Below are 25,044 nucleotides of genomic sequence, written 5' to 3'. Positions count from 1 at the left end.
TAAAAGTGGGAATAATGCAAATTGTCTGATATTTTAGAAGTCACTAATCTCTCAATGAGGTTTGACAAAAATACTGTTTTCAATAATTTGAATTTTAAGTTAGAAAAGGGTTCACTTACTGCCCTTTTAGGCCCAAACGGCACAGGGAAAACGACTCTAATTAATATTTTAATGGCTATTTTGACACCTAGTGCAGGTAAATTTAAGTTTGCGGATGATGTTCGGCTGGGGTATGTGCCTCAGTTTCGCAACATAGACGCGGAATATCCGTTATCAATCGAAGCTTTTGTAGGTCTAAATGCCCCTGTTATCAAAAATAGTGCAACTAAGAAGGCAATAAAAAAGCAACTAGAGGAAACTAACCTGTATCAAATTAAAGATACTCGGATGGGCGAGGCTTCTGGTGGTCAAAAGCAAAGAGCTTATTTAGCACAAGCTTTGCTGGATAATCCGAACATGATTATTTTAGATGAAGCTACAGCAAGTCTTGATCCTGTTGCTAAGGATGAATTGATGAAATTAATCAAGCATTTGAATGCGAAACATAAAATAACGGTCTTGTTTGTGACACATGATGTGACATTAGCTCACAAGTATATGCAAAATTATTTATATTTAAACCATGGTCAAATTGAACATGGCGAGATGTCTCAATTTAAGGAGGCATATGAATAATGTTTGCCTACGGCTTTATGCGTAATGCCTTTCTGGCAAGCACCTTTATTGCCATAACTTGTGGTACAGTTGGTGTCTATGTAGTTGCGCGCAATTTTAGTTTTTTAGCACATACACTGTCTGAAATTGGTTTTGCTGGAGCTGCGTTTGCAGTTTGGCTCGGAATTGGACCATTGTGGGGGATGCTGTTATTTACTCTGTTGGGTTCGATTAGTGTGGGTGAACTGTCGCTTCACAGCGAGCAAAAAGAATCCTCAATCAGTGCAATTTCAGCTTTATTTACGGGCTTGGGAGTTCTTTTTCTGGCAATTTCCGGTGCAAACAGCAATTATGCTACTAACATTCTGTTTGGCAGCATTATCGGAGTTGACCATCAAGGCGTAATTCAACTAATAGTCTTATCCGTAATAGTGTTATTAATGATTTTTAGTATTCAGCGCCCACTAAACTTTGATTCCTTTGACCACATTGGCGCTCTTGCTCATGGGGTAAAAACCGGAGCAGTCAGCGTAATTTTTTTAATAGCTTTAGCAATGTCTGTTTCAATTGGTGCACAAATAGTGGGCTCTCTTTTAGTATTTATTTTGTTGACTTTGCCACCCGCTACTGCTAATTATCTGGGTAAAACTATCCCGTCAATGATCGCTTGGTCTGTCTTTTTTGCTTTAATCGGCGTTTGGCTTGGGTTATATCTGGGTTACATTACTAATTTACCTGTAACTTTCTTTATTGCTGTGATTGAAGTAGCAATTTATCTTGTTACTTACTTTACTCACATCATTAAGCATAAATTATAGTAAAACTGGTTAAAAGGATAAAACAGCTATTATTTTTGTGAAAAAATTATAGTATAATCCCTGTTATTTAAACTTTCCTTTTTGAAATTCACTAACTTTTGTATGCATTTACATGTATAATAAAAAGCGGAAATAATAATAAAGAAGGAGTCTTAATAATGACATACTATTATAATGGTTTTCCTCAAAGCGAACGTAATGAAGCTTTAAATATGGTCAACCTCGATGAACTTGAGGAACGGGCAAAGGAAGTTATGCCTGAAGGGGCATATTACTATATTGCTTCGGGATCTGAAAATGAATGGACTTGGCGTAACAACACTACTGCTTTCAACCATTTTCAAATTGTACCACGTGCTTTAACTAATATGGATCATCCGCAATTAGATACTGAATTTATGGGCATGAAATTGAAAACACCGGTGATGATCTCACCTATTGCTTGTCATGGTATTGCTCATAAAGATGCAGAAATTGCTACCCAAAAGGGAGCAGCAGCTGCTGGTGCACTCTTTTCATCCAGTACATATGCAAATAAGAGCGTTGAAGATATTGCTGCTGCAGCTCCAGATGCACCGCGCTTTTTCCAGCTTTACCTCAGTAAAGACTGGGACTTTAACCAAATGGTTTTTGATGCAGTTAAGAAAGCCGGCTATAAAGGAATTTTCCTGACAGTTGATGCGCTGATCTCTGGCTTTCGTGAAGCTAACCTTAGAACTAACTTTGCTTATCCTGTACCCCTAGATTTCTTTACTCGTTATCAAGGTGCTAAAGGCGAAGGTCAAACTGTAGCCCAAATGTATGCTTCTTCGGCGCAAAAGATTGGCCCGCAAGATGTTAGACGTATCAAGGAAATGTCTGGCTTACCAGTATTTATTAAAGGTGTTGTTTGTGCTGAGGATGCTTATATTGCTATGGGTGCCGGTGCTGATGGTATTTATGTTACTAACCATGGTGGTCGTGAGGTAGATTGTGGCCCCGCAACAATTGACATGTTGCCAGAAATTGCTAAAGCTGTTAATCACAGGGTTCCGATTGTCTTTGACTCCGGCGTTCGTCGTGGTTCGCACGTCTTTAAGGCTTTGGCACTTGGAGCTGATATGGTGGGTATTGGCCGGCCATATCTATATGGTCTAGCACTTGGTGGTGCCAAGGGTGTTCAATCTGTTATTGAACAACTTAACCAAGAACTGTTAATTGATATGCAATTAACTGGCTGCAAGACAATCGACGATGTTAAACATGCTAAGATTACTCATATTAATTATACGGCTGATAACTTAAAGTCAAATACTGATCCTTCAAGAGTTAAGCCATATCCTGTAACTGCTGAAAACCAATTGAAGAATAATGGTTCAGATGCTGTAACCGGAGCTTCTCAAGCTTAATTAATTTGAAACGTAAATAGTAAAATCGCTCTATATACTAGTTGCTCTTACTAATAAATAGAGCCTTTTTTTATTACTTAAAAAAATATTATTATTAAGTAATAGTTGTAATTCTATTTTTATATCTTTATAATTGTCATAATAAAAATAAAATTTAGGAGGAAAATTATGAAGAAAGCGTGGAAATTGCTTGAAACTTTGTTGATAGCAGTCATAATGCTAACCCTGTTACCCCAAACTGCAGCAGCTGCTGCTAAAGGACAAACTGAACAAAGAACTGACAATTATCTACGAAAAGTCCGACAAAAAGGCGAGCTAGTCATGGGAACCAGTCCAGATTATCCTCCTTATGAATTTGTCAAAAATATTAACGGCAAATCTAAAATAGTAGGTATGGATGTTGAAGTAGGGCAAAAAATTGCCCATGATATTGGTGTTAAACTCGTAGTGCGGTCAATGGACTTCAACTCTCTTTTGGTCGGCCTTGAAACTGGAAAAGTTGATATGGTCATTGCCGGAATGAATGCAACACCTAAAAGGGCTCAAAGTGTTGCCTTTAGTCAACCATATTATAGAAGTGATCAAAAATTACTGATAAGAACAGAAGATAAGGGCAAATATCATAATTATAAGTCTTTTGCCGGCAAATCAATTGGTGCCCAAACTGGCAGCATGCAGGCGACAATGCTTAAAAAACAAGCCAAAAATGTCAAACTTAAAACTATGGATAAAGATAACGACTTGGTTTTAGGATTAAAAACGCATAAGGTTGATGCTGTGTCTGTTGACAAGGCAACGGCTGAAGCATTTGCTCAAAATACGGCTGGCGTGATGGTAATTCCCGCAGGTCTAAAGACCGAGTCATCTGCAACCTCTATTGCTTTTCATAAAGGAGCTAATAGCTTAGTCAAAGCTGCTAATAAATCAATTGCGGAGATTAAGCAAAAAGATTTAATCAATAAGAAGTATTTGCCAAAAGCCGGCAATTACTTAACAGGTGGTAAGACGAAAAAAGAAGTTAAAGCCTCCAATTCAATGTGGGCTTATAAAGACTTCTTTATTGCGGGAGTTGGCTATACCTTACTTATTTCCGCAATTTCTGTCTTTTTCGGTTTCTTATTAGGTGCGATACTGGCATTTATGCGCTTAGGACACAATCAAATTGCCCGTTCGCTTGCGACAACGTATGTGGAATTTATCCGTGGTACACCGTTAATGGTGCAATTACTCTTTATTTATTTTGGCTTAGGGGTGGTGATCAATATTCCGGCTTTACTGTCTGGTATAATTGCAGTTTCCCTCAACTCTGCAGCTTATGTAGCAGAGGTAATTCGCTCGGGTATTAATTCGATTGCTGTGGGCCAGACAGAGGCTTCTCGTTCTTTAGGCTTGTCACGGACAGCAACGATGCGTTACGTTATTATGCCGCAAGCAATGAAAAATATTTGGCCGGCTCTGGGAAACGAATTTGTTTCTCTAATCAAGGAAAGTTCCATAGTTTCGGTAATAGGCGTCAAAGATTTAATTTATCAGTCACGGGTGGTCCAGGCTGATACCTATCGTGGAGTTATGCCATTGGTAATCACAATGATCTTATACTTTATCATTACTTTTGGTTTATCCAGCCTAATGAAAGTATTTGAAAGGAAAATGAATCATGACTAACGCAAAACCTGTAATTAAAGTTGAACACTTGCAGAAAAAGTTTGGCAGTAATGAAGTCCTAAAAGATATCAATGCGCAAGTAAATGAAGGTCAGGTTATCTGTTTAATTGGTCCTTCAGGTGCTGGTAAAAGTACGTTTTTGCGGTGCTTAAATTTACTAGATCAACCATCTTCCGGCAAAGTGATTTTTGAAGATAAAGAATTAACTGCTTTAAGTGAAGACCAACTTGATAAATTGCGTGAAAGAATGGGCATGGTTTTTCAGCAGTTTAACTTGTTTCCTCATATGAGCATTATTGAAAATATCAAATTGGCACCTATGAAGGTAAAAGGAATGAGTGACAGTGATGCTAAAGCTAAGGGACTTGAGCTATTAGATCAAGTAGGTCTGGCTGACAAGGCAGACGCTTTTCCAACCAGCCTTTCCGGCGGCCAGCAGCAAAGGGTTGCTATTGCCCGTGCTTTGGCAATGGATCCCGAAGTAATGCTCTTTGACGAACCCACTTCAGCGCTTGACCCAGAAATGGTAGGTGAGGTATTGAAGGTAATGCAAGATTTGGCTCAGAAAGGGATGACAATGGTCGTTGTGACTCACGAAATGGGCTTCGCCAAGAATGTTGCAGATGAAGTATGGTTTATGGCTGACGGCTATATTCAGGAAAAAGCTGCACCGCAACAATTCTTTGCGCAGCCGCAAACTCCGCGTGCCCAGGACTTTTTAGCCAGAGTATTGGAAGCATAAACATTTTAAAATTAGTCTACCTGCTGGCAATTCAGCCAAATAACGTAGTATTAAAGGTAAAGCGTAAAAAGTTATGCAATTTAAAACCCACTTTCAGTTAAAGAGAAAGTGGGTTTTGATGTAAGAAATTATGATTTACATATCAGTTATATTATTTGTCAGCGAAACTTGCAAGTGTTATTTAAAATTATTTTGGACAATTTCCTTAAATTCAGCTAGCCGCTTGGCAAAAGTGGTGAAGGCCTCTTCCAAATAATCAGGCTTAGTCATATCAACTCCTGCTTTTTTCATGATTTCAACTGGGTAGTCGCTGGAACCAGCTTGCAAAAAGCTGATGTATGCTTTTCTCTGCTCAGCAGTACCATGCACGACATTATTGGCCAGAGCGGTGGCAGCAGCAAAGCCTGTAGCATACTGGTAAACGTAGAAATTATAATAGAAATGAGGAATTCTGGCCCATTCTTTAGCAATTGCTCCTCCTGGCTGGACTGCATCACCATAATAGCGCTCATTTAATTTACCGTACATATCGTCTAAACGGTCGGCAGTTAAAGGTTCACCTTCAGCATCCAGTTCATGAATGCGCTGTTCAAACTCAGCAAACTGCGTTTGTCTAAATAAAGTTCCTTTGAAAGAGTCCAAATAATAATTTAGAACAAAAGCGCGGGTTTTAGGGTCAGTGATATGTGCTAAAAAGTATTCTGTTAGAATATTTTCGTTCGTAGTTGACGCAATTTCAGCAACAAAGATAGGATAATCGCCATAAACATATGGCTGGTTTTGTCTGGTATACATACTGTGAACGGAATGACCTGTTTCATGAACCAATGTGTACAATGAATCAACATTGTCTTCCCAGTTAAGTAGTTCATATGCATCCGTATCATAGCAGCCGCCAGAATATGCACCTGTAGCCTTGTTCTGTGATTCAACTACATCGATTACCCGATTGTTAAAAATGTAGTCAACCTGCTTTAAATAATCCTCACCTAACGGCCGTAGAGCTTTTTTAGCCTCTTTTTTGGCTTGATCAAAGGTGTAAGTTAAAGCTGGTTTGCCTGTTAACGGAACATACATATCCCACATTTGTAAATTGTTCAAGCCTAAAATTTGTTTGCGTAAAGCCACATAGTCATGAAGAAGGTTTAAGTGCTGGTCTACCTCGCTAATTAAAGTATCGTAAACAACTGTTGGTACACCATTTTCGTTCATTGCACATTCGCGTGCTGAATGATAATGATGAACACGGGCATTATAGTTGTGTTCCTTTACTGCACCAGAAAGGGTAGCAGCTAGAGAATTTTCAAACTGACCGTATGTGGCGTACATTGAATCAAATGCATCTTTTCTTACTGTACGCTTTTGAGATTGAATCAATAAAGAATATAGGCCGTCAGAAAGCTGCACCATTTCCCCGTCATCATTTTGGGTGTAACCATATTCCATGTCCGAATTAGTCAACACGTTATAAGTGTTGTCAGAAGCAGACAATGCATCTCCAGCATCTGCAATCAGTTTTTCTTCTTTGGCGGACAAAGTATAAGGCCGCATTCTGGTAATCTGATCAAGTAAATGATTGTAGTTGACCAATCTTGGTTCTTCTTGTTTAAAGGCTGCTAATTTTGCGGTAGAAACACTTAAAATTGCAGGGTTCATAAAAGAAGTGGCTGCTTCAAATTGACTGGCTAATCCTTGTACTTGAGCAACATAACCTAAATAGTGTGCGTTTCCTGTGTCAACATCACTGGCTAAAGTAGCATAAGAGTAAACTTTTTCCAGTCTTCTGCTAAGAGCTAAAATTTTAGTTATCCCATTATATAATGATGTACCTGATGTAACAAAATTTTCTTTCAAGGTGCTTAAAACTGGTATTTCTTTTTTAAGACGTGTATATTCATCTTCCCAGTCAGCATCTGCTTTAAATATTCTAGTTAGGTCCCATTTTAGATTTGTGGGAACTTCACTTCGTTTAGGAATTGACATTTAAAATCTCCTTTTTTGATATATATAATTAAATTATACTAAAGAATAAAAAATAAGATATTATTAATTATAATTGATATTATTTTAATTCAAGTTTGAAAGTGTTAAAAATAATAGATGGAAAAATACGAAAGGGATTAAATAGAGGAATGGATCCAAATTCAAAACGCAGAGAAGATTACCATAAAGGACATTCTTCTCTAAATCTTCATCGTAATCATGCTCTAGCAGAACCAACCAAAGCATTCAAGGGCAGCGTTTTCGCACGGATTTGTGGTATTGTGGCCGTTTTTTGTGTTTGCTTGGGTCTGGCTTGGGCAGCTCACATGTATTTTGCTTTGCACAGCGCAATTGATGGTGATAGTGGCAACTATGCCACATCTGCTCGTATTGCTAACAGACAACCAATCTCAGTTTTGATTCTTGGGGTTGATCAAGGACTTGAAGGAAGACATGATAAGGGAAACTCGGATACTTTGATTTTGGCTACTGCTAACCCGGCTAAAAATAAAGCAACAATGACTTCCATTCCTCGTGATACCCTTGCTAATATTTTAGGTGATCCGGGAAACAAGTACAATATGTTTCGGGTTAATTCAGCCTATGGAATTGGCGGCAGTTCAGCTTCTATGAAAACTGTTGCGGCTTTAATTGGTGTTCCCATTCATTATTATGTAGAAGTTAACATGAAGGCGCTAAAAAGCTTAGTCGATGCCGTTGGCGGTGTTGATGTTAAAGTCCCGTTTAAGTTTTCATATGATTGGTGTGATTTTCATAAAGGAAAGCAACACCTAAACGGACGTCATGCTGTGGCTTATGTTAGAATGCGCCATGATGATCCTCGAGGCGATTACGGTAGGCAAATGCGCCAAAGGCAAGTAATTACCGCAGTTGTCCACAAGGCTATCTCCGTCGATTCAATAGCTAATTACCGCAAGCTGGTTAAGATCTTTTCGAAGTATGTTAAAACCAATCTTACCTTTAATGATATGTTAGCCTTAGCTTTGACATATCGCGGTTGTTCCCAAAATATTTCCAGCGGTTATATTCAAGGACATGATGCTTGGATTAACGGTTCTTCTATTCAGGTGGCATCTACTAAAGAACTACAGAAGGCCTCTGACAAGATCCGGACCAATCTTGACTTGGATAAAAAAATATTGGATAATGATGAAACGAAGCTCAACAGGCTGAATGAGCAGAACAATAACATTAAATGGCAGGATCCAAGTCCGTTTACTAACTATCAGATTTACCGTTCAGTAGTAACTGATGAGTCAAATAACAGTTCGGATGGAACTGGAACAAGTGGAATTAATTCTGGTCAATAAGTGTTCTCAGCAAAGGAGGATAAAATATGCGTAAGCAATCTGTATTTCTAGTTGTTTATGGTGTGATATCAGCTTTTATTGCTTTTATTGCCGCAATTTTCATCTGCTTACGCACATTGCACTGGTCTTTACCGGTTGCTGTTTTAGTGGCTAGCATATTTGCCTTATTTTTCTTTGCTCTTTCATGGTTTCGGGGTCATGCTTCCGTTGAAATAAAGCGGATTGCAAGTAAATATCACTTATCTGATAAGGATTTAGCCGAAATTACGGGAATGAAAGCAAGTGATTTTCCAATATATAATAACAAGCTGCAATTAATCTTGCCTAAGCGCTATTGGCCAAAAATATTGGATGCCTTGCAGAAATATGAACAAGAAAGAATGTAAAAGTGGGCAACTGCCCACTTTTTTATTGCATGCGTTTACAAATTGAACTGATAGACAAAACAACTGCTTTACTTTTTACCAGTACTACTTATCTTACTATCTAGGGAGATGCATAATGAGTTTATTAACAGTTAAAAATTTAGGACAAGGTTTTGAGGATAAAACTTTGTATGAGAATGCTAGTTTCGTTCTCAATAAAGAAGACCATATGGGTGTCACTGGCCAAAATGGGGTTGGCAAATCCACTTTGATTAAAATTTTAACTGGTGAAATACTGCCTGATGAAGGTCAAGTTAAATGGCAAAATAAGGTAGCAGTCGGCTATCTCGACCAGTATGCTAAATTGCAGCAAGGCGTGACAATTCGGCAGTTTTTGCGCACAGCTTTTACCCCTCTTTATCAAAAAGAACAAGAATTAAACTCACTTTATGAGCAATATGCAACTGAAGGATCTGATTCCCTACTCGCAAAAGCGGGTAAACTGCAAACTTACTTAGAGGAAAATAACTTTTATAATATTGATACAGAAATTGAACGTGTTGCTTCTGGCTTAGGCCTGGCTGAATTGGGATACGATCATGATGTGAGCCAATTGTCAGGTGGTCAAAGATCAAAAATCATTCTAGCTAAATTGCTGCTGCAAACTCCGGCTGTTTTACTGTTAGATGAACCAACTAACTACCTTGATGTTGCCCACATTGACTGGCTGGTGAATTATTTGAATGATTTTGAGGGTGCTTTTATTGTTGTTAGTCATGATTATGACTTTTTAAACAGAATTGCCAACTGCATTATTGATATTGATCTGGGCACAATCACGCGTTATACCGGTACGTTAAAGCAGGCAATGAGGCAAAAAGAGGCTAATCGGGAAACTTACATGAAGGCTTATACTAACCAGCAACGCAAAATTGCTAAAACGGAAGCATACATCCGTAAAAATAAGGCTGGAACCCGGTCGAAAATTGCCAAATCACGGGCGCGCCAGTTGGCAAAGATGGAAGTGCTGAATCCACCCAAAAGCAATCATAAACCGCATTTTGCATTTCCTTATGTAGCAACAGCAGCCAATTTACTTTTGCAAACACAGGATTTGGTTATCGGCTATGACCAGGCGCTGGTAAAAGAAGCTTTTAATTTTTCAGTTGGAAATAATGAAAAAGTTGCTATTACTGGCTTTAATGGGATTGGTAAAACCACGTTATTAAAAACGTTGCTGGGGCAATTAGCACCTATTTTCGGCACCTATAAATTATCAGAAACTGCCAAGATTGCTTACTTTAAGCAGGAATTGACCTGGCCTAATAACAATATGACTCCTTTGCAATATTTGCAGGAAAATTTTGAACAGATTAAGCCTAAAGAATTAAGAGGCGCTCTGGCAAAATTAGGTGTTACCGCTCAGCAGGCAATGAGTCCTTTGAAAAAATTATCGGGTGGTGAACAAGAAAAGGTTAAACTGGCAAAAATGTTGTTTGAACCTGCTAATTTATTGTTTTTAGATGAGCCTACCAACCATTTGGATCGCGATGCAAAAGATGCACTTAGGCAAGCTATCGTTAAGTTTCCTGGCGGAGTCATTATCGTTAGTCACGAACGAGACTTTTTCCAAGGTAACTGGGTTGACAAAACTATTGATATTGAAACGATGAATAAACTTTGAGGTGAAAAATGAGTGCTGAACAAAGTGAACTGTTTTACCAGGATTTACTTGATACCTGTTTAACTGCCGGTGAGCTAATGATAGAAGGGGGCAGTGAAATGTATCGCGTTGAAGATACAATGCTGCGAATTGCCAAAAGTGCCGGAGAACCCGATCCGCGAGTCTTTGTGGTACCAACAGGCGTTTTTATGAGTCTCGACCACGGCAATTATTGTCAGAGTATTTTAGTACATGAACGCAATATTAATCTTGAGTTGGTTGATCGGATTAACTCATTATCGCGCGCTTTTGCGGATAAAAAAATCACTTTGCAAGAAGTTAAAAGGGAAGTAGATAAAATTGCCCACGGTGGTTTTCCCACATTTCCCTTGTGGCTGCAAACTATTGGCGCTGCGGTTTTAAGTGCCACGCTGATGGTAATGTTTATGAATAATTACGACTGGGTTGATTTTCCGGGCGCAGCTTTCGTTGGAGCAATCGGATTTCTCTCTTTTTATTATTTTAAGCGTTTTACCAACGTCAAGTTTTTGGCTGAACTGGTTGCTGCCCTGGTTATGACAGTTGTAGCAGCTGGTTTAGTTAATCTTTTTCCCAAAATGATTATTGACAATATTTTAACTGGAGCGTTGATGCCACTAGTACCTGGTTTGGCATTGACTAACGCTCTGCGCGATTTGTTTAAAGGTGATATTCTTTCAGGAATGGCGAAAATTTGTGAGGCCTTGCTCACAGCCTTTGCGTTAGGCGGTGGAGTTGGTATTGTGTTAAAGTTTTTAGGAGCATAAAAAATGCCTTTTTGGTTAGAAATAGTAATTAACGTTGCCTTTGCTTATTTAGCTTCTGTTGGTTTTGCCCTAACAATCAATGTTCCGCGGCGAGTGCTTAATTTAGCTGGTGTGAGCGGTATTATTAGCTGGATTATCTATTGGCTGGCAATGAGAGCATCAATGGGACGGCTACTTTCAAACTTGCTTGGTTCTTTTGCCATTGGCATTTTAGGAATAGTTTTTGCCAGGATAAAAAAGTGTCCGGCTACTGTCTTTTATATTCCGGCAATTGTGCCCTTAGTACCCGGAGTTCCTGCTTATCAGGCGGTGCGAGAACTAACCTCGGGCAACTTGAGTGGAGCTAATGATGCGGTTTTACGTGTAATAATAGTAACCGGCTCAATTGCTCTCGGGATGCTTTTATCAAGTATGTGTGTGGAAATCTTTTTCAGGATAAAAAAATTTTACAAACATCATTCGAATAAGTATAATAATTAATGCGAGTCGACAAAAACGCGAGATGCGTATTTGTGTGAGGACACCCGCCTTAAATGGCAGGCACGGGAAGTGCTGGTGGTTGACCAACCTGATGTGAACAGAAGTAGTCACCTGTTATTAATAATGGGCCTCGATTTGAAAAAGAGCAGATTCTTAATTGAATCTGCTCTTTTTTTATTCCAGATATAATGCCTGTTTTCCTTGCTGATTATAACTTTTCTCCAAGTTTTGCCACGGAACCTTTTTATTTTTGGTGCCAAAAGGATCATTAACATAAACTACATGAGCTTTTTTGTCAAAGCCGGTAATAACACAGGCGTGAGAAGATGGTGTTACCTGAACTTTACCTTGAGCTGTTTGCCATGTTTGCATATCGCTAACATGATTAAAATTGGTCGTTGTAATGATTAGCACAGGATGGCCATCAGAAACTAGTTTCATTACTTGAATAAAATCATGATTAGTAAAGTTTTTAATCCGATTGGTGTATTTTAGTCCTATTTGTTCTAAAGGCTCATTATAAACGCACCAGCCAGCATTTGCTTGGCTCATATAACCAACAAAACCCACATGGGGATTACCCCGGTATTTGCCATCATCCGTGTAAGAAGATACATGCTTGATATTTTCGGATAAGTTTAGTTTATTTACCTTGATACCATAATACTGTAACAGCATTGACAAGGAAGTCACTTCGCAACCATTTGGCAGTTCCGGATACTGGTTTTCTAGTGGAACATTCAGTTTTTGAGAGGATTTCAGGGTAACCCAGTCATAGCGATCTTTAAGACTATTAGAATTAAGGCCGCTAAAAATTACACCTAAGAAAACGAGACCTAGGAATATCAATAAAATAGCTTTAATGGAAAATCTTTTCTTTTTCATAAAGCTATTTAAACATAGATTGTTTATTAAAAGCAAAAAATCGTTCAAATAAATGAACGATTTTTGGAAAATTAACTAATTCTTTAGTGAAAGTAGAAATTAGTGGTGAGTTGCGCCTGACAAAGCGTCAAGACTGTGATCTTCACCTTTAACTGCCATACCTTCAACGTCCATGCCTGGGCAGAAGACTTCATCTTCTGGAACGCCTCTTTCTTCGGCAAAAGCCTTAGTCAGAGTTTCCATATCCATCAAATGATATTTCTTGTCTGGATGTTTTGGATCAACAATTTGAATTTGCGCCATCATACCGGCATCTTCGTGTTCGATAATGTGGCAGTGATACATGAAGACACCAGTGTTTTGGAAGTAAACCTTTATGCGAACTGTTTCTTGAGGTGCTACTTCGATAGTGTCCTTGTAAACTCCTCTTTCGTTTGGATATGGTTCTTTACCGTTACGTGATACAACCAGGAAGTGAGCACCGTGAGTGTGGAATGGGTGCAACATGCCGTTAACTTTATCGTTAGTGTTAGTTACGTCCCAGTATTCAGCATTCATCAATTCCTGCTTCATATCAATTCTTTCCATTGAGAACAGCTTACCATTGATCATGTTGTGGTTATCCATAGTAACATGAGGCACTGGTGAGTTCGGGTTAACAACTGGATCATATGGTTTGAATAAAGTATCAGGAATTACGCTGTCATCTTTTTCATAACTGTGAATTCTGAATTCAACCAGCTTGAAGTCGTCAGTGTAAAGGTTGACAACATCGCCTTCTTTATAATTGCTGAAATCAACAACTACTTGTTGACGTTCACCTGGTCCAATTAAGACTTTAGTCAATTTAACTGGGTGCTCCAAGAATGAGTCGTCACCGGCGATTTGGGTCATTACCAAGTCATCACTAAAGTGCAGGCGCCATTCACGACGGTTAGAACCACCTAAGAAGAGCAAACGTACTTTTTGAGTAGTGACATCAACATATGGTCGAACAACACCATTGATGATTGGAGTGTCGCCAAAGATGCCCATTGCGTTGTAGTCTGCCTTGTAGTCAAATTGGTTGTCTTCGTGGAAAATACGGTCTTGCAAAATAATTGGGAACTCGTCCTTGCCGTAAGTCTTAGGAATTGGCAACTTAGCTTCGTTAGCATCAGTAATAACAACGCCCATAGCTAGTCCCATCCAAACTTGCATGGCAGTTGATGGACATGGATGAGCATGAAGCCAAGTCAAAGCTGCTGGTTGTTTAACTATGAAGTCAATGTGCTTTTCTTCACCTGGGTAAACTGGTGAGTGACAAGCACCATCGTTACCAGGACCTGAAAGTTCCATACCGTGCCAGTGGTAAGTAGTCAATTCTGGCAAGCTGTTCTTCAAAGTTACGTGAACATGTTGACCTCTGGTTAAAACCATGGTCTTACCCAGAACTGGGAAGTTGTAGCCCCATGTATGAGTCTTTTTCCCTGGCAAAAATTGGAAGTCGCCTTCTTGAGAATCGATTGTGTACCAAACATCGTTATTTTCTTGTTTATCAGGCTCTAATACTGGAGGAACAATCAAAGGCTGAGCTTCAACGCCTTCAGGAATATGAAGATCTTTATATCCCATTTGGTGGTTTTTATCAAAATCTTCAGAATTATAGAAATAATCTGTGTAAACTTTATCTGACATATTCGTCTACCTTTCAGTTAAAAAATTTAGTGAAAAATTTTTAGTTACATGTTAAATTTACTCTATGTGAAAACGCTTGTAAAGTAGATAAGTCTATGTTTTTTTGATAAATTTTTATAAAAGCGCTTTTGCAAAATTTCAAGGGCTAAAGCGTTATTTAATATTTACAAAAATAGTGCGTAGCTTTCGTTTTCTTTAAACTAAATAATTGCAAAAATATTATAAAATAACCCTGAGCAGAAAAAAATGTTTTTTAAAAATTATTTTTAAAAGAAATAAAATAAATTGTTTTTGAACCAAAATTTGAGTATCGTATAAAAGATGATAAAAATTGATAAATTAGATAAGGATTTTTAACTTGAAAATAAGCTTAACAGATTTCACTATTAAAATAGAAAAGCAAGATTATATTGAAGACTTAGAAACTACTAAATATGCTGATGTCAGTAAATCCAAAACCAAATTGCGTGAACAGGCAGCTAAATTGGTTAAGGAAACTAAAGCTGCCCTCAAGCATAACTCACTGAGTCATATTGCTCTTGAAATTACCGGTCAAAGACCCATAACTTTTGCATTAGAGACCAATATGATCAACTTGCCATATAGTAATTACAAGAAGAATGCCAATTTTTTCGAAGAGGGTAAAGAATATCCGGTTGCAGTATACTTTGAAACGCAGTCGGAATATTTGAATGCATCGGGATTTCGAATTGATCAAATCGCGACGGAAGCAGAAATTGAACAAAATGAAGCCGAAGTTGTTGCCAAATTAACAGATGCTATGCAGGAAAAAATAAAACAAGTACGTGAGTTCCAAAAGCCTGCTGCTTCTGCTAAAAAGAAGACCACTGTTAAAAAGCCTAAAACAAAAAAGTCACAAAAAGAAACAAAGTCTAAGAAATAAAATATCTGAGACTTAGTAGGTGAAAATTAATGCAAATTTGAACGTAACTATTCAAAAGGTGTTTTTTACCATATAATGGAAGAAGATGCAGGAGGTCCATTATGATTAGCTGGAATCTACTTGGAGTATTGTTATGGGTAGTAGTTATTCTTTATTTCGTTTTTGTTGTGCAAAACATTCGTAAGCGCCGCATCACAATGATTATTAAGAAGCACCGACAATTTAGCTGGCCCAATTTTTTGATAGATATCATTGAAGTAGCCGCTCTTTTAGTTGGGATTGTCTGGTTATTCGGCAAGACTATGCTAGATAACCCGGATCTTGATGATACGACTAAGATTAAGTCTCATATTACCTATGAACCGATTGTCATGAACCCGGGAGAAGGCAATTCAAGTTACGTTACAATTGATTCGAAAAAGAAAAGAATTAGTACCCAGACTTTCACTTATTACAGGCCGGGTAAAAAGATTAAAGTAGCCAGTGATTTCGCTACGGTGGCTTATGGTAAAAGTCCTCTGGATCTTAATGCGGCCAAAATTCCATACGACAAAAAGCAACTGCAGACAATGGACCGCAAATATCAGCGAGCTTACGTTGCTATTTACACCGCTAACTATAAAAAAGTCTGGCAAAATGGCATTGGCATGCATGCAGGACACAATGCTACTCGTTATTATCTAATCAGGATTCCGGATTCATCGTTTATCAGGGAGAAAGAAAAATAAAATAAATAAAGCGTTTGCATAATTGTAAAAGTGTGGTATGCTTTATCTGTATTGAAAATTTAAGTAGATTGTTACTATCAAATTAGGCGAGACTACTAGTATAACTGATGAATTTTTATTGTTCATCGGCTATTGCTAGTAGTCTCTTTTTTTCTGCAAAAAAGGAAGATGTTATGCGCCTTAAAAAAATTTTTAATAATAACAGCATTTTAGTTGATGTTGGGAAAGGACAGGAAGCTATTGTTTTCGGTAAGGGAGTGGGGTTTGAACAGGGCAAAAATAGACTAGTTGATACTAAAAAAATTCAGAAAATATTTTATTTAGACAATAAGAAGGATAAAGATTCGTTTAATTATCTTTTCCATAATATTCCTGCAGATATTATTGCAGCAGTTTTTGCAGTTATTGAAAATGCGCGAATTAATTATCATTTTCAGGTTTATGATTCGATTTATCTCACCTTAAGCGAACATGTCAATGGCGCCTACAAATTACTGTTAGCAGGAAAATATCGGGAAAATGAGATTCCGGATTTAAGTCAAAGATATCCAAAAGAATATCAAATTGCAAACGAAGCTCTGGGAATTATTAACCATAAATTAGGCGTTGAGTTCCCACCTTCAGAGGTCAAAAGTATAGCGCTTCATTTTATCAACAGCAAGATTCCTACAGGTATTGCCAAGCACGAGGGTAAATCAAAATATATTTTTAACACGTCTAAACTAATTAATGTCGTTCTTAATGTCCTGGATAACAATAACATTTATCAAAATGGCAAAAATCGGGACAGCTTTAGACGATTTCTAATTCACTTACAATATCTGGCCAAAAGGATCTGGCGGCCGCCAGAAAAAAATGAATCTATCGATAAAAAGATTGAACGTGACATGATCAAGGCCTATCCACGATCTTACAAAATAACTCAAGAAATTTTTCAGGCTCTTAATGCTGAATTTAATTTTTATCCGTCAGACGCAGAGAGGGTTTACTTTATCATTCACATTCATCAAATTTTAGGGCCAAAAGAAAAGGAGTAAAAAGATGGCAACTAAAGAAGAAATTTCAATGGCCGGCTTTGAAATAGTCGCTTATGCTGGCGATGCGAAGACTGCATTAATCACAGCGCTTGATGAAGCTAAAAAAGGCAATTATGACAAGGCCAGAAAGCTGGTTAAAAGTGCAGACAGCTCTTTAAACGATGCTCATAATGCACAAACAAAACTAATGAGTAAAGAGGCCAGTGGTGAAGAAATGGAAACCACGTTCATTATGTCTCACGGGCAGGATACTTTAATGACTACGATGCTGTTAAGGGATGAAGCTAAATATTTTATAGATTTGTATGAGAAGTATAATTCCGCTTTGAAGGAATTGAATGAACTAAAAAATAAGTAAATGAACAAGGAGTTTAAAAATGAATGCTGTAATTAAGCAAATTGAAAAAGCACAGCCATTCTTTCAAAAAGTCGCCGCTAATAAATATTTGCGGGCGGTCAGAGATGGCTTTATTGCTTTAATGCCGATAATTATCTTTTCCAGTATATTTTTACTGATAGCCAACGTGCCTTTGATTTGGCACTTTGCCTGGCCAACCAAAGTAGCTAATGCATTAAACATGTTTTACAACATGTCCATGGGAGTTTTAGCACTGATGGCTTCTTCATCAGTCGCTAAGGCATTAACCGATTCGTTTAATCTGGATTTACCAAAAACGGATCAGATTCCAACTGTAGGTGTGCAGTTTACCGCACAGGTTTCTTTTGTCTTGGTAGCTGTTGATACTTTGACTGATAAAATGAACAACCTGTATTTTGCAGTTGCAATGATTGGTACCAAAGGACTAATTTGTGCCTTTCTGGTAGCATTTATAGTTCCAAATGTATACTATCAATGTTTTAAACATAATATTACGATTAAATTGCCAGATGCTGTACCCCAAAATATTGCGGGAGCCTTTAAAAACATTATTCCTTTTGCAATTAGTACGTTTTTCTTCTGGATCTTTTCATTAGCTTTTAGAGCTGCGACTGGGACTAACCTAGCTGCCTGGATTATTCAAGTTTTATCACCTTTATTTACCGCAGCAGACGGTTATTTTGGTCTGGCAATAGTTTATGGTGCGATGGCTTTCTTCTGGTTTATCGGAATCCAGGGGCCATCAATCGTTGAGCCGGCGGTTACTGCTATCTATTTAAGCAATGTTGAATTAAACTTAGCAGCCTGGAAAGCTGGTAACATTGCAGGCGCCAACAGAATTCTGGCTCAAGGTACACAATACTTTGTTGCTACTTTAGGTGGTACTGGTGCTACTTTAGTAATTACATTAATGTTTGCTTTCATGTCTAAATCAAAAGAATTAAAAGCAGTAGGTCGTGCTGCATCAATTCCAGTTTTGTTCGGGGTTAATGAGCCAATTTTATTTGGTGCACCATTAATTTTGAACCCAGTCTTCTTTATTCCTTTCATTTTGACACCAATTGCCAATGTCTGGCTTTTTAAAATATTTGTTGATGTCTTCCACATGCCTGGCTTTATTTACAATTTGCCTTGGACTACACCAGGAACACTCGGCTTGATAATGGGTACCGGCTTTTCGATTGGGTCAATTATCTTAGCAATATTGCTTCTAGTAGTTGATGTTGTGATGTACTACCCGTTCTTTAAAGCATATGACATGCAAAAATGTGCTGAAGAAGCAGCAAAAGTAACTAATGGCACAAGCGAATCTACTAGTGCAACTGCTGCTAATACCAGTACCGAAACAGTAGCTTCTGTTTCTGAAAATAATACTGATGAAACTGCAAGTGAAAGCAAAATTCCACTGTCTAAAACAAAAGATGGTAAAAGTCTGAATGTTCTCGTACTTTGTGCAGGGGGCGGTACCAGTGGTATTTTAGCCAAAGCCTTAAACAAGTTAGCTGCTGAAAACAATTTACCTTTAGCAGTGGCTGCTACTTCATTTGGTGCTCACCACGACTTGCTTTCAGGAATGGACATCGTTATTTTGGCACCGCAAATGAATGCGATGAAAGATGAACTGAAAAAGGAATGTGATAAGAATAACGCTAAGATGATTACGACTACCGGGAAGCAATATATAGATATGACCCAGCATGCCGACAAGTGTCTGGACCTGATAATTGCTAACATTTCAGAATAAAGGAGAATAAAATGACTTTACTAAATAGAGTACAAAAATTACCTCGCGATTTCGTGTGGGGTGGTGCCACTGCCGCTTATCAAGTTGAAGGTAGCACTCAAGTTGATGGCAAGGGCAAAACAATGTGGGATGATTACCTTGAAAAACAGGGCAGATTTTCACCAAATCCTGCTAGTGACTTTTACAACCGGTATCCAGAAGACATTGGGCTTGCCAAGAAATATGGTTTAAATGCTGTGCGCGTTTCAATTGCTTGGACCAGAATTTTTCCTGAGGGTTACGGTCAAGTAAATCAAAAAGGCGTAGAATATTATCATAAATTATTCAAAGAATGTCTTGATAATGGCATTGAACCTTACGTTAGCCTGCATCATTTTGATAGTCCTAAAACTTTATTTGATAATGGTGACTGGTTAAATCGCAAGAATATTGATTATTTTGTTGACTATGCCAAGTTTTGCTTTAATGAATTTAAAGAGGTAAAAAACTGGTTTACAATTAATGAACTAATTTCTTTAGCATATTCACAATACATTGCCGGTACTTTTCCACCAAATCATCATTTTGATGTCACCAGTGCAATTCAGGCCGAACATAACGAGTTAGTGGCACATGCCAGAGTAGTTAATTTATATAAAGAGCTGGGTTTACCAGGTAGAATTGGCCTAATTCATGTTATTCAACCAGTATATCCAATATCAACCAGTACTGAAGATAAACATGCAGCTAAATTGCAAGATGCGTTTTTGAACAAGTTTTTGCTTGATGGGACGTTCTTAGGCTATTACTCAGACGATACCATGGCATCAATTAATGAAATACTGCGTTTAAATAACGCACATTTGGATATTCAAGACGGTGACCTCGATATTCTCGCTAAAGCTGCATCACAAAATGATATTTTTGGTTTAAACTATTATCAAAATCAGTTTATTAAAGCGTATCATGGCGAAAGCGAAAATCACTTTAACGGTACTGGTGACAAGGGTACTTCTTCCTTTAAGTTTAAAGGAGTAGGAGAAACTGTCAAAAAGCCAGGGGTACCGACAACTGACTGGGACTGGAATATTTTCCCACAGGGTCTCTATGACACATTAAAGCGTATCAGTCATGATTATCCTAACTGCAAGACAATTTATGTGACTGAAAATGGTTTAGGTTATAAGGATAAATTTGTCAGCCCAGATAAGATTATTGATGATACTCCCAGAATTGATTTCATTGATCAACATGTCGCTGCCCTTTTAAAAGCTCGCAGTGAAGGAGTAAATGTCCAAGGCTACTTTGTATGGTCTTTGCAAGATCAATTTTCTTGGGCAAATGGCTACAACAAACGTTATGGTCTGTTTTATGTAGATTTCAAAACGCAGAAGCGTTATGTTAAAAGGAGTGCCTTATGGTTTAAAGAATTAGCAGATACAATGAATAAAGAATAAAATTTAAGCAACTAACTTAGTTTAAACCCCGAAATTGGATAAATTGCGGGGTTTTCTAATGGGCAGAAAATTTTTAAAAAATAAAAGAACTAAGTATGATTGTGACAGTTAGTCCTTTATCTAAAATTAAAACTATGATAAATCTACATTTTACATTAATTGGAAATCTCTATTGTTTCCTTTTTACGAACCTGAACTAATAGATTTCCTTCAATGAAGGCGAGAATAAAGCTGGCTGTCAAAAAGTCAACCACATTACCGGAAGAAAAGGCAGCGAGCAGGATGAAACCACTGGCAACGATTAAGGAACTGACTAAATAAGTCCGTGCTGCTTTATATCTGAGCCACCTGTATGCACCGTAAATTAACACTGCCAAATATGTTCCGACATACAAAAGCATTCCCAGCCAGCCTAAGGAATATATTTGAGCGGTAAAGTCTCGTTCTAAATTAAAAATATTGTTTTCTCGGATGTAAGAAATACCAAAAAGCTTGTCTAGTTTGTTGTTATTGGTTTTGACTACTTGATTAAGCATAGCCTTTTCAATTTGGCGGTTTTCCATGCGCGACTGGCCCGGTTCGTTCATAATTTTGAGCCAAAATTCCGGGTCATATTGGTAAGGATAGCTTTTAAAGACAAATTTGGGATTAAGCGCATATTCTTGATAATTTTTCTTAATGAAGTAACGCAAAAACTCTTTTCTTTTTTTGCCATTAGGGTATTTTTGTAAACCAGCAGCTAATTCCTTTTTTTCGTCCGCTAAATCATGGTCAGACTGTTTAGCTAGATAAATTTCATAATTATAACGCTGAATTGCAGGGCCAAAGGGCAAAATCACTAGGGATCCTGCTTCTATTAAGACAGCAACTAAAAACGCTTTGCCGCCCTTTTTTACATCTTTAATCAGATATTTATGCAGGCCAAACAGGATGAGACCGATTATTATTCCGCCAATCAGACCGATAGCAGCAACTTTGGTGCCGATCTCAATCATTGCCAGAGCCTGCACCACATTTAATAAAATGGTATGCCAGTTAAATGAAGTGAAAAGATAGTAGAGCATAAGCGGCAACAACATAAAGAGGACGGCTGAAATCATGTTGGTAAAATTGAAGAAGCCTTTAGATGCCATGTGGGAATAACCGATATTGGGATTAAAGAACCATTCAAAAATGTTGGCACTGATAGTTCCTGTTTCGTATGATTTCAGAGAAATGACGAAAAGGTTAGAAAGTACAATAGTACCGGAAAAAAGTCCTGAAATACCTTCAATCACCATTTGTAATTGCCGGGATCCAAAATCTAATTCATCAGTCAAATAAAGTACTGTTAAGGGTAATATCATTCTAATTAAATAGAAGATTTCTCCACTAGGGGAATAACCATAATTGTTGGGACTCACGCTGGTAAAATGCTGCACGTGCATTAAATGTAGTGCTGAATAGATGACTAACAGCATAATATAAATTAGTAGCCATTTTTCCTGTGATAGTTTCCGCCAAGAATTTTGCGAGCTAAAGTAAAGGCCAACCAGGCTCGCCACTGCCAAAATACGGATAATTGTAGGCAGTGTAAATGGTAAAATATTAGCCAAAGTGCCATGATAGAACCAATATAAATCTAAAAACGGTTGTATTAGAATGAACCAAAATAAAATGGTTCTTGCTTTTTCTTTCACTTTTTTCTCCATATCATAAATATTTTCATGGTTTAATTTTAGGCAAAAATTAGGCAAAAAAAAAGAGCAGTGAACATTAATCACTGTTTCTTAATTAAAAAATAGTTATTATTCTTTGTTTGTGGCAGTAGTTGTTTTTTCTGTGGCAGATTTTTTGATCTTTTCTACTTTAACGTCACTTTTTGCTAAAGCCTGAATTTCCTTCATTTTCGTTTTAGAAACACTTTCTAAATTCTTAAAGTTGACCACTATTTTTTGATTGAGGTCACTAACAGCAGTTTTATCAGCTTTATCATAATCGATTATTTTTAACAGAACAGAGTTTTCATAAATTTTTTCTACTTTGCCCACAAATGGTTTGGTCAGTTCTTCTTCAGACTTGGCACTGAGAATGTCATCTGCTTTGACGTCAGTTTTTTTCATAATAAGTTTTACTTCCTCTCTTAGCCATGTTTCATTATAATAGAAAGATATTATTATAAAAGCGAATAGTTTTCAAGTAAAGGAAGCTCGGATTTTGCAAAAATTAATTTTAATTGCCGGCCCCAGTGGTGCTGGTAAAACTACTATTTCAGAATACTTGGCAAATACATTCGCCATTCCCAGGGTATTGACCCACACAACCCGGCCAATGAGACCGGAAGAAAGGTCAAAAGAATCGTATCATTTTGAAAGTGATGCCAGTTTTAAGAAACTGCATTTTTTTGAACATGTCAAATACGGTTCCTACCAGTATGGTTCAAGTAAAGAAGCTCTAGACCAGGCTTGGCAGGGCCATGATCTAGTGTCTTTGATTGTTGACATTAAGGGAGTGCAATCTTACCTAGCAAAGTTAAGAAAACAGGTCTATTTTTTATACGTTACTGCCAGTTCTAAAAAAATGCTGGCTGAACGTTTAATAAAGCGCGGAGACGATCCAAATAAGATTAAAGAACGGTTAACTGGCAATGAACTAAATGTTCTGCCGCCAACTCTACAAAAATACGCGCACATCTTGGTTAATGATGATTGGAATCAGACTAAACGTGAACTGAACGATATCGTTAAAGAACTGAGTAAGTAACTTGTCTGGGCAATTACTTTTGTAAAAATGGTTTCAAATTAAAATTCTTAACATTTTGTAGTTCGTTTGACACGAATGTGTAACATTAAATGAGTAAGATAGAAAATGTCGGAAGAAATAGATAAGTAGTTTTAACTCTGCTTGCTAAAATTAATAAATATATTTAGAAAAGAGTTTAATTTTGAAACACGGACACTCGAAAGGATTAATTAAGTTAATAATTGTTATTGCCCTCTTTTTCACTGGTGCAGCTAGCGTAACGGTAGTTAGTGCTGCTACTGCTGATGATGTTAGTGCTAGTAGTGTAACCAAGAAGCGCAAAGCTATAGCTAATTTAGCTAAAAAGCAAGTTGGCAAAGGCTATGTATATGGCGCTGCGGGTCCTTATTCTTTTGATTGTTCCGGTTTAGTACAATATGTTTACAAAACGGCTGGAAATAAAATTTTACCAAGAACTACTTATTCACAAGTTTTACAAGGTAAAAAGGTTTCACTAAAAAAATTAAAGAAAGGCGATTTACTTTTCTGGGGATCTTCAGCTGCTCCAAATCATGTCGGTATCTATGTGGGTGATAACCAGTTTGTACATGCTGCTACGCCAAGCCAGGGTGTTTTAAAGCAGTCAATTAGTGCTTGTTTTTATCCTTCCGCTGCTAAACGTATTTTAGATTAAGAACTCTTTTCTAATTTTCCTCAATTTTGCTAAATAATAAAATAAATTTGATTGTCCTTTTACTGCTAAACTTGTGAAAGGGCTTTTTTACGTACCGGTATTATTTCTGTAACCTTTTTGTAATACTATGCGTGTAAAATTGATTTTGTAATATAGAAGTAGAGCTTATTAATATAAATAGTTTGATGCGAATACGGGGGGATTTTGATTTTGAAGATTAAAAGTGATTTAGTTAAATTTACTACTGCTGCGGCGCTAACTGTCACTGGCTTAGGTGTTGCCAGTTTAACCAATAACAATTTGACAACTGCTAATGTTAAAGCTGCCACTGAAAAAGTAAAAATCAATTATGTTCCCGGTTATGGCATCAATATTTGGGATAATTACGAAAATCCTACTTTTACCGGTCAAAGGATAAAACACGGTAAAACGGTTAATGTTTTAAGCAGTGCCATCGATAAAAAAGGTAGAACCTGGTATCAAATTGGTGATGGCCAATGGATTCAAGCACGTTACACCGTCAAGCCAGGTGTAAAAGTAAAGTCAGTAAGACCGAAAAAAACTGTTAAACAAGCTGAAAAAGTTGTTAATTTGGCTAATGCAGAAGTGGGCAAAGCATATGCCTGGGGTGGTAATGGGCCTCAAGGTTTCGATTGCTCAGGCTTAGCCCAGTATGTATTCAGCGAAGCAACTGGCGTGAACTTGAGTCGTAGTACTTATTCACAAGTTAAACAAGGCAAACAAGTTTCGATACAAGACTTAAAGCCTGGTGATCTTCTGTTTTGGGGATCAGCTAATGCGCCATATCACGTTGGTATTTATGTTGGCAATAACCAGTATGTTCATGCTGCTTCTCCTTCACAAGGTGTTGTTAAGGATAGTTTGAGCTCATACTTCTATCCCTCAGTTGCAAAACGTGTTCTCGAATAGGAATATATTAAAAA

24 protein-coding genes are annotated in these 25,044 nt (G+C 37.5%); 19 read left to right on the top strand and 5 right to left on the bottom strand.

The features are described 5' to 3' along the window. Positions 1 to 54: 54 nt before the first annotated feature. The 5 genes from F5ESL0259_RS07385 (at position 55) to F5ESL0259_RS07365 (ending at position 5,267) form a co-directional block, all read left to right on the top strand. Entirely contained in the window at positions 55 to 675 is a 621-nt protein-coding gene (locus F5ESL0259_RS07385; protein WP_046325516.1) for an ATP-binding cassette domain-containing protein, read from the top strand. Continuing rightward, complete coding sequence (locus F5ESL0259_RS07380) at positions 675 to 1,472, top strand: metal ABC transporter permease (protein ID WP_122038003.1); 798 nt, start codon at positions 675 to 677, stop codon at positions 1,470 to 1,472. The genes F5ESL0259_RS07385 and F5ESL0259_RS07380 overlap by 1 nt, the downstream gene beginning before the upstream one ends. Positions 1,473 to 1,630: 158 nt before the next feature. Beyond that, entirely contained in the window at positions 1,631 to 2,860 is a 1,230-nt protein-coding gene (locus F5ESL0259_RS07375; RefSeq protein ID WP_046325514.1) for a lactate oxidase, read from the top strand. 168 nt (positions 2,861 to 3,028) lie between these two features. Further along, positions 3,029 to 4,525 (top strand): ABC transporter substrate-binding protein/permease, encoded by a 1,497-nt coding sequence (locus F5ESL0259_RS07370; protein ID WP_122038002.1) that lies wholly within the window; start codon positions 3,029 to 3,031, stop codon positions 4,523 to 4,525. Beyond that, complete coding sequence (locus F5ESL0259_RS07365; protein WP_110446575.1) at positions 4,518 to 5,267, top strand: amino acid ABC transporter ATP-binding protein; 750 nt, start codon at positions 4,518 to 4,520, stop codon at positions 5,265 to 5,267. The genes F5ESL0259_RS07370 and F5ESL0259_RS07365 overlap by 8 nt, the downstream gene beginning before the upstream one ends. Positions 5,268 to 5,444: 177 nt before the next feature. Here F5ESL0259_RS07365 and pepF read toward each other — a convergent pair whose 3' ends face one another. Further along, the gene (pepF, locus tag F5ESL0259_RS07360) at positions 5,445 to 7,250 is read right to left on the bottom strand and encodes an oligoendopeptidase F (protein WP_122038001.1); all 1,806 of its coding nucleotides are present in this window, start codon (positions 7,248 to 7,250) and stop codon (positions 5,445 to 5,447) included. 149 nt (positions 7,251 to 7,399) lie between these two features. Between pepF and F5ESL0259_RS07355 the strand changes: the two genes are divergently transcribed. The 5 genes from F5ESL0259_RS07355 to F5ESL0259_RS07335 all read left to right on the top strand — a co-directional run bounded on the left by F5ESL0259_RS07355 (position 7,400) and on the right by F5ESL0259_RS07335 (position 11,895). Further along, positions 7,400 to 8,581, top strand: a complete 1,182-nt coding sequence (locus F5ESL0259_RS07355) for an LCP family protein (RefSeq protein ID WP_122038000.1) — start codon at positions 7,400 to 7,402, stop codon at positions 8,579 to 8,581. A gap of 26 nt (positions 8,582 to 8,607) precedes the next feature. Continuing rightward, a complete protein-coding gene (locus F5ESL0259_RS07350; protein ID WP_122037999.1) occupies positions 8,608 to 8,967 on the top strand; it encodes a hypothetical protein in 360 nt (119 codons plus the stop codon). Between the two features lie 115 nt (positions 8,968 to 9,082). Continuing rightward, entirely contained in the window at positions 9,083 to 10,630 is a 1,548-nt protein-coding gene (locus F5ESL0259_RS07345; RefSeq protein ID WP_122037998.1) for an ABC-F family ATP-binding cassette domain-containing protein, read from the top strand. Between the two features lie 8 nt (positions 10,631 to 10,638). Continuing rightward, the gene (locus tag F5ESL0259_RS07340) at positions 10,639 to 11,415 is read left to right on the top strand and encodes a threonine/serine exporter family protein (RefSeq protein WP_046325507.1); all 777 of its coding nucleotides are present in this window, start codon (positions 10,639 to 10,641) and stop codon (positions 11,413 to 11,415) included. 3 nt (positions 11,416 to 11,418) lie between these two features. Continuing rightward, positions 11,419 to 11,895 carry a threonine/serine exporter family protein gene (locus F5ESL0259_RS07335; protein WP_046325506.1) on the top strand — a complete coding sequence of 159 codons (477 nt, stop codon included), beginning with the start codon at positions 11,419 to 11,421 and terminating at the stop codon, positions 11,893 to 11,895. A gap of 174 nt (positions 11,896 to 12,069) precedes the next feature. On the opposite strand, the gene F5ESL0259_RS07330 is transcribed toward F5ESL0259_RS07335, so the two are convergent. Beyond that, complete coding sequence (locus tag F5ESL0259_RS07330; protein ID WP_122037997.1) at positions 12,070 to 12,780, bottom strand: C39 family peptidase; 711 nt, start codon at positions 12,778 to 12,780, stop codon at positions 12,070 to 12,072. A gap of 99 nt (positions 12,781 to 12,879) precedes the next feature. Beyond that, on the bottom strand, positions 12,880 to 14,457 hold the full coding sequence (locus F5ESL0259_RS07325) for a multicopper oxidase family protein (RefSeq protein WP_122037996.1): 1,578 nt from the start codon (positions 14,455 to 14,457) through the stop codon (positions 12,880 to 12,882). 358 nt (positions 14,458 to 14,815) lie between these two features. Between F5ESL0259_RS07325 and F5ESL0259_RS07320 the strand changes: the two genes are divergently transcribed. From F5ESL0259_RS07320 to lacG, 6 genes are all read left to right on the top strand, one after another. Continuing rightward, positions 14,816 to 15,361: a hypothetical protein gene (locus F5ESL0259_RS07320; RefSeq protein WP_122037995.1), complete on the top strand. Its 546-nt coding sequence runs from the start codon at positions 14,816 to 14,818 to the stop codon at positions 15,359 to 15,361. A 101-nt stretch (positions 15,362 to 15,462) separates the two neighbouring features. Further along, positions 15,463 to 16,089, top strand: a complete 627-nt coding sequence (locus tag F5ESL0259_RS07315) for an LVIS_2131 family protein (RefSeq protein WP_110446566.1) — start codon at positions 15,463 to 15,465, stop codon at positions 16,087 to 16,089. A gap of 173 nt (positions 16,090 to 16,262) precedes the next feature. After that, positions 16,263 to 17,126 carry a PRD domain-containing protein gene (locus F5ESL0259_RS07310; RefSeq protein ID WP_158596018.1) on the top strand — a complete coding sequence of 288 codons (864 nt, stop codon included), beginning with the start codon at positions 16,263 to 16,265 and terminating at the stop codon, positions 17,124 to 17,126. 4 nt (positions 17,127 to 17,130) lie between these two features. Beyond that, positions 17,131 to 17,484 (top strand): PTS lactose/cellobiose transporter subunit IIA, encoded by a 354-nt coding sequence (locus F5ESL0259_RS07305; protein ID WP_110446563.1) that lies wholly within the window; start codon positions 17,131 to 17,133, stop codon positions 17,482 to 17,484. Positions 17,485 to 17,503: 19 nt separating this feature from the next. Further along, a complete protein-coding gene (locus F5ESL0259_RS07300) occupies positions 17,504 to 19,249 on the top strand; it encodes a PTS lactose transporter subunit IIBC (protein WP_122037993.1) in 1,746 nt (581 codons plus the stop codon). Between the two features lie 11 nt (positions 19,250 to 19,260). Continuing rightward, complete coding sequence (lacG, locus tag F5ESL0259_RS07295) at positions 19,261 to 20,685, top strand: 6-phospho-beta-galactosidase (RefSeq protein WP_122037992.1); 1,425 nt, start codon at positions 19,261 to 19,263, stop codon at positions 20,683 to 20,685. A gap of 155 nt (positions 20,686 to 20,840) precedes the next feature. On the opposite strand, the gene F5ESL0259_RS07290 is transcribed toward lacG, so the two are convergent. Both F5ESL0259_RS07290 and F5ESL0259_RS07285 read right to left on the bottom strand, forming a co-directional pair. Continuing rightward, entirely contained in the window at positions 20,841 to 22,364 is a 1,524-nt protein-coding gene (locus tag F5ESL0259_RS07290; RefSeq protein ID WP_122037991.1) for an O-antigen ligase family protein, read from the bottom strand. Positions 22,365 to 22,472: 108 nt separating this feature from the next. After that, on the bottom strand, positions 22,473 to 22,787 hold the full coding sequence (locus F5ESL0259_RS07285) for a DUF2187 domain-containing protein (protein ID WP_122037990.1): 315 nt from the start codon (positions 22,785 to 22,787) through the stop codon (positions 22,473 to 22,475). 94 nt (positions 22,788 to 22,881) lie between these two features. On the opposite strand from F5ESL0259_RS07285, the gene F5ESL0259_RS07280 reads away from it, so the two are divergent. The 3 genes from F5ESL0259_RS07280 (at position 22,882) to F5ESL0259_RS07270 (ending at position 25,030) form a co-directional block, all read left to right on the top strand. Next, complete coding sequence (locus F5ESL0259_RS07280) at positions 22,882 to 23,427, top strand: guanylate kinase (RefSeq protein WP_122037989.1); 546 nt, start codon at positions 22,882 to 22,884, stop codon at positions 23,425 to 23,427. Positions 23,428 to 23,608: 181 nt separating this feature from the next. After that, a complete protein-coding gene (locus F5ESL0259_RS07275; RefSeq protein WP_122037988.1) occupies positions 23,609 to 24,100 on the top strand; it encodes a C40 family peptidase in 492 nt (163 codons plus the stop codon). A gap of 210 nt (positions 24,101 to 24,310) precedes the next feature. Continuing rightward, the gene (locus F5ESL0259_RS07270) at positions 24,311 to 25,030 is read left to right on the top strand and encodes a C40 family peptidase (protein ID WP_122037987.1); all 720 of its coding nucleotides are present in this window, start codon (positions 24,311 to 24,313) and stop codon (positions 25,028 to 25,030) included. Positions 25,031 to 25,044: the final 14 nt, after the last annotated feature.

The organism is Lactobacillus sp. ESL0259, from assembly GCF_003693045.1.
Classification (GTDB): Bacteria; Bacillota; Bacilli; order Lactobacillales; family Lactobacillaceae; genus Lactobacillus; species Lactobacillus melliventris.
The sequence above is the reverse complement of the archived record's forward strand: the minus strand, read 5'-3'. Positions and strand labels throughout refer to the sequence as shown.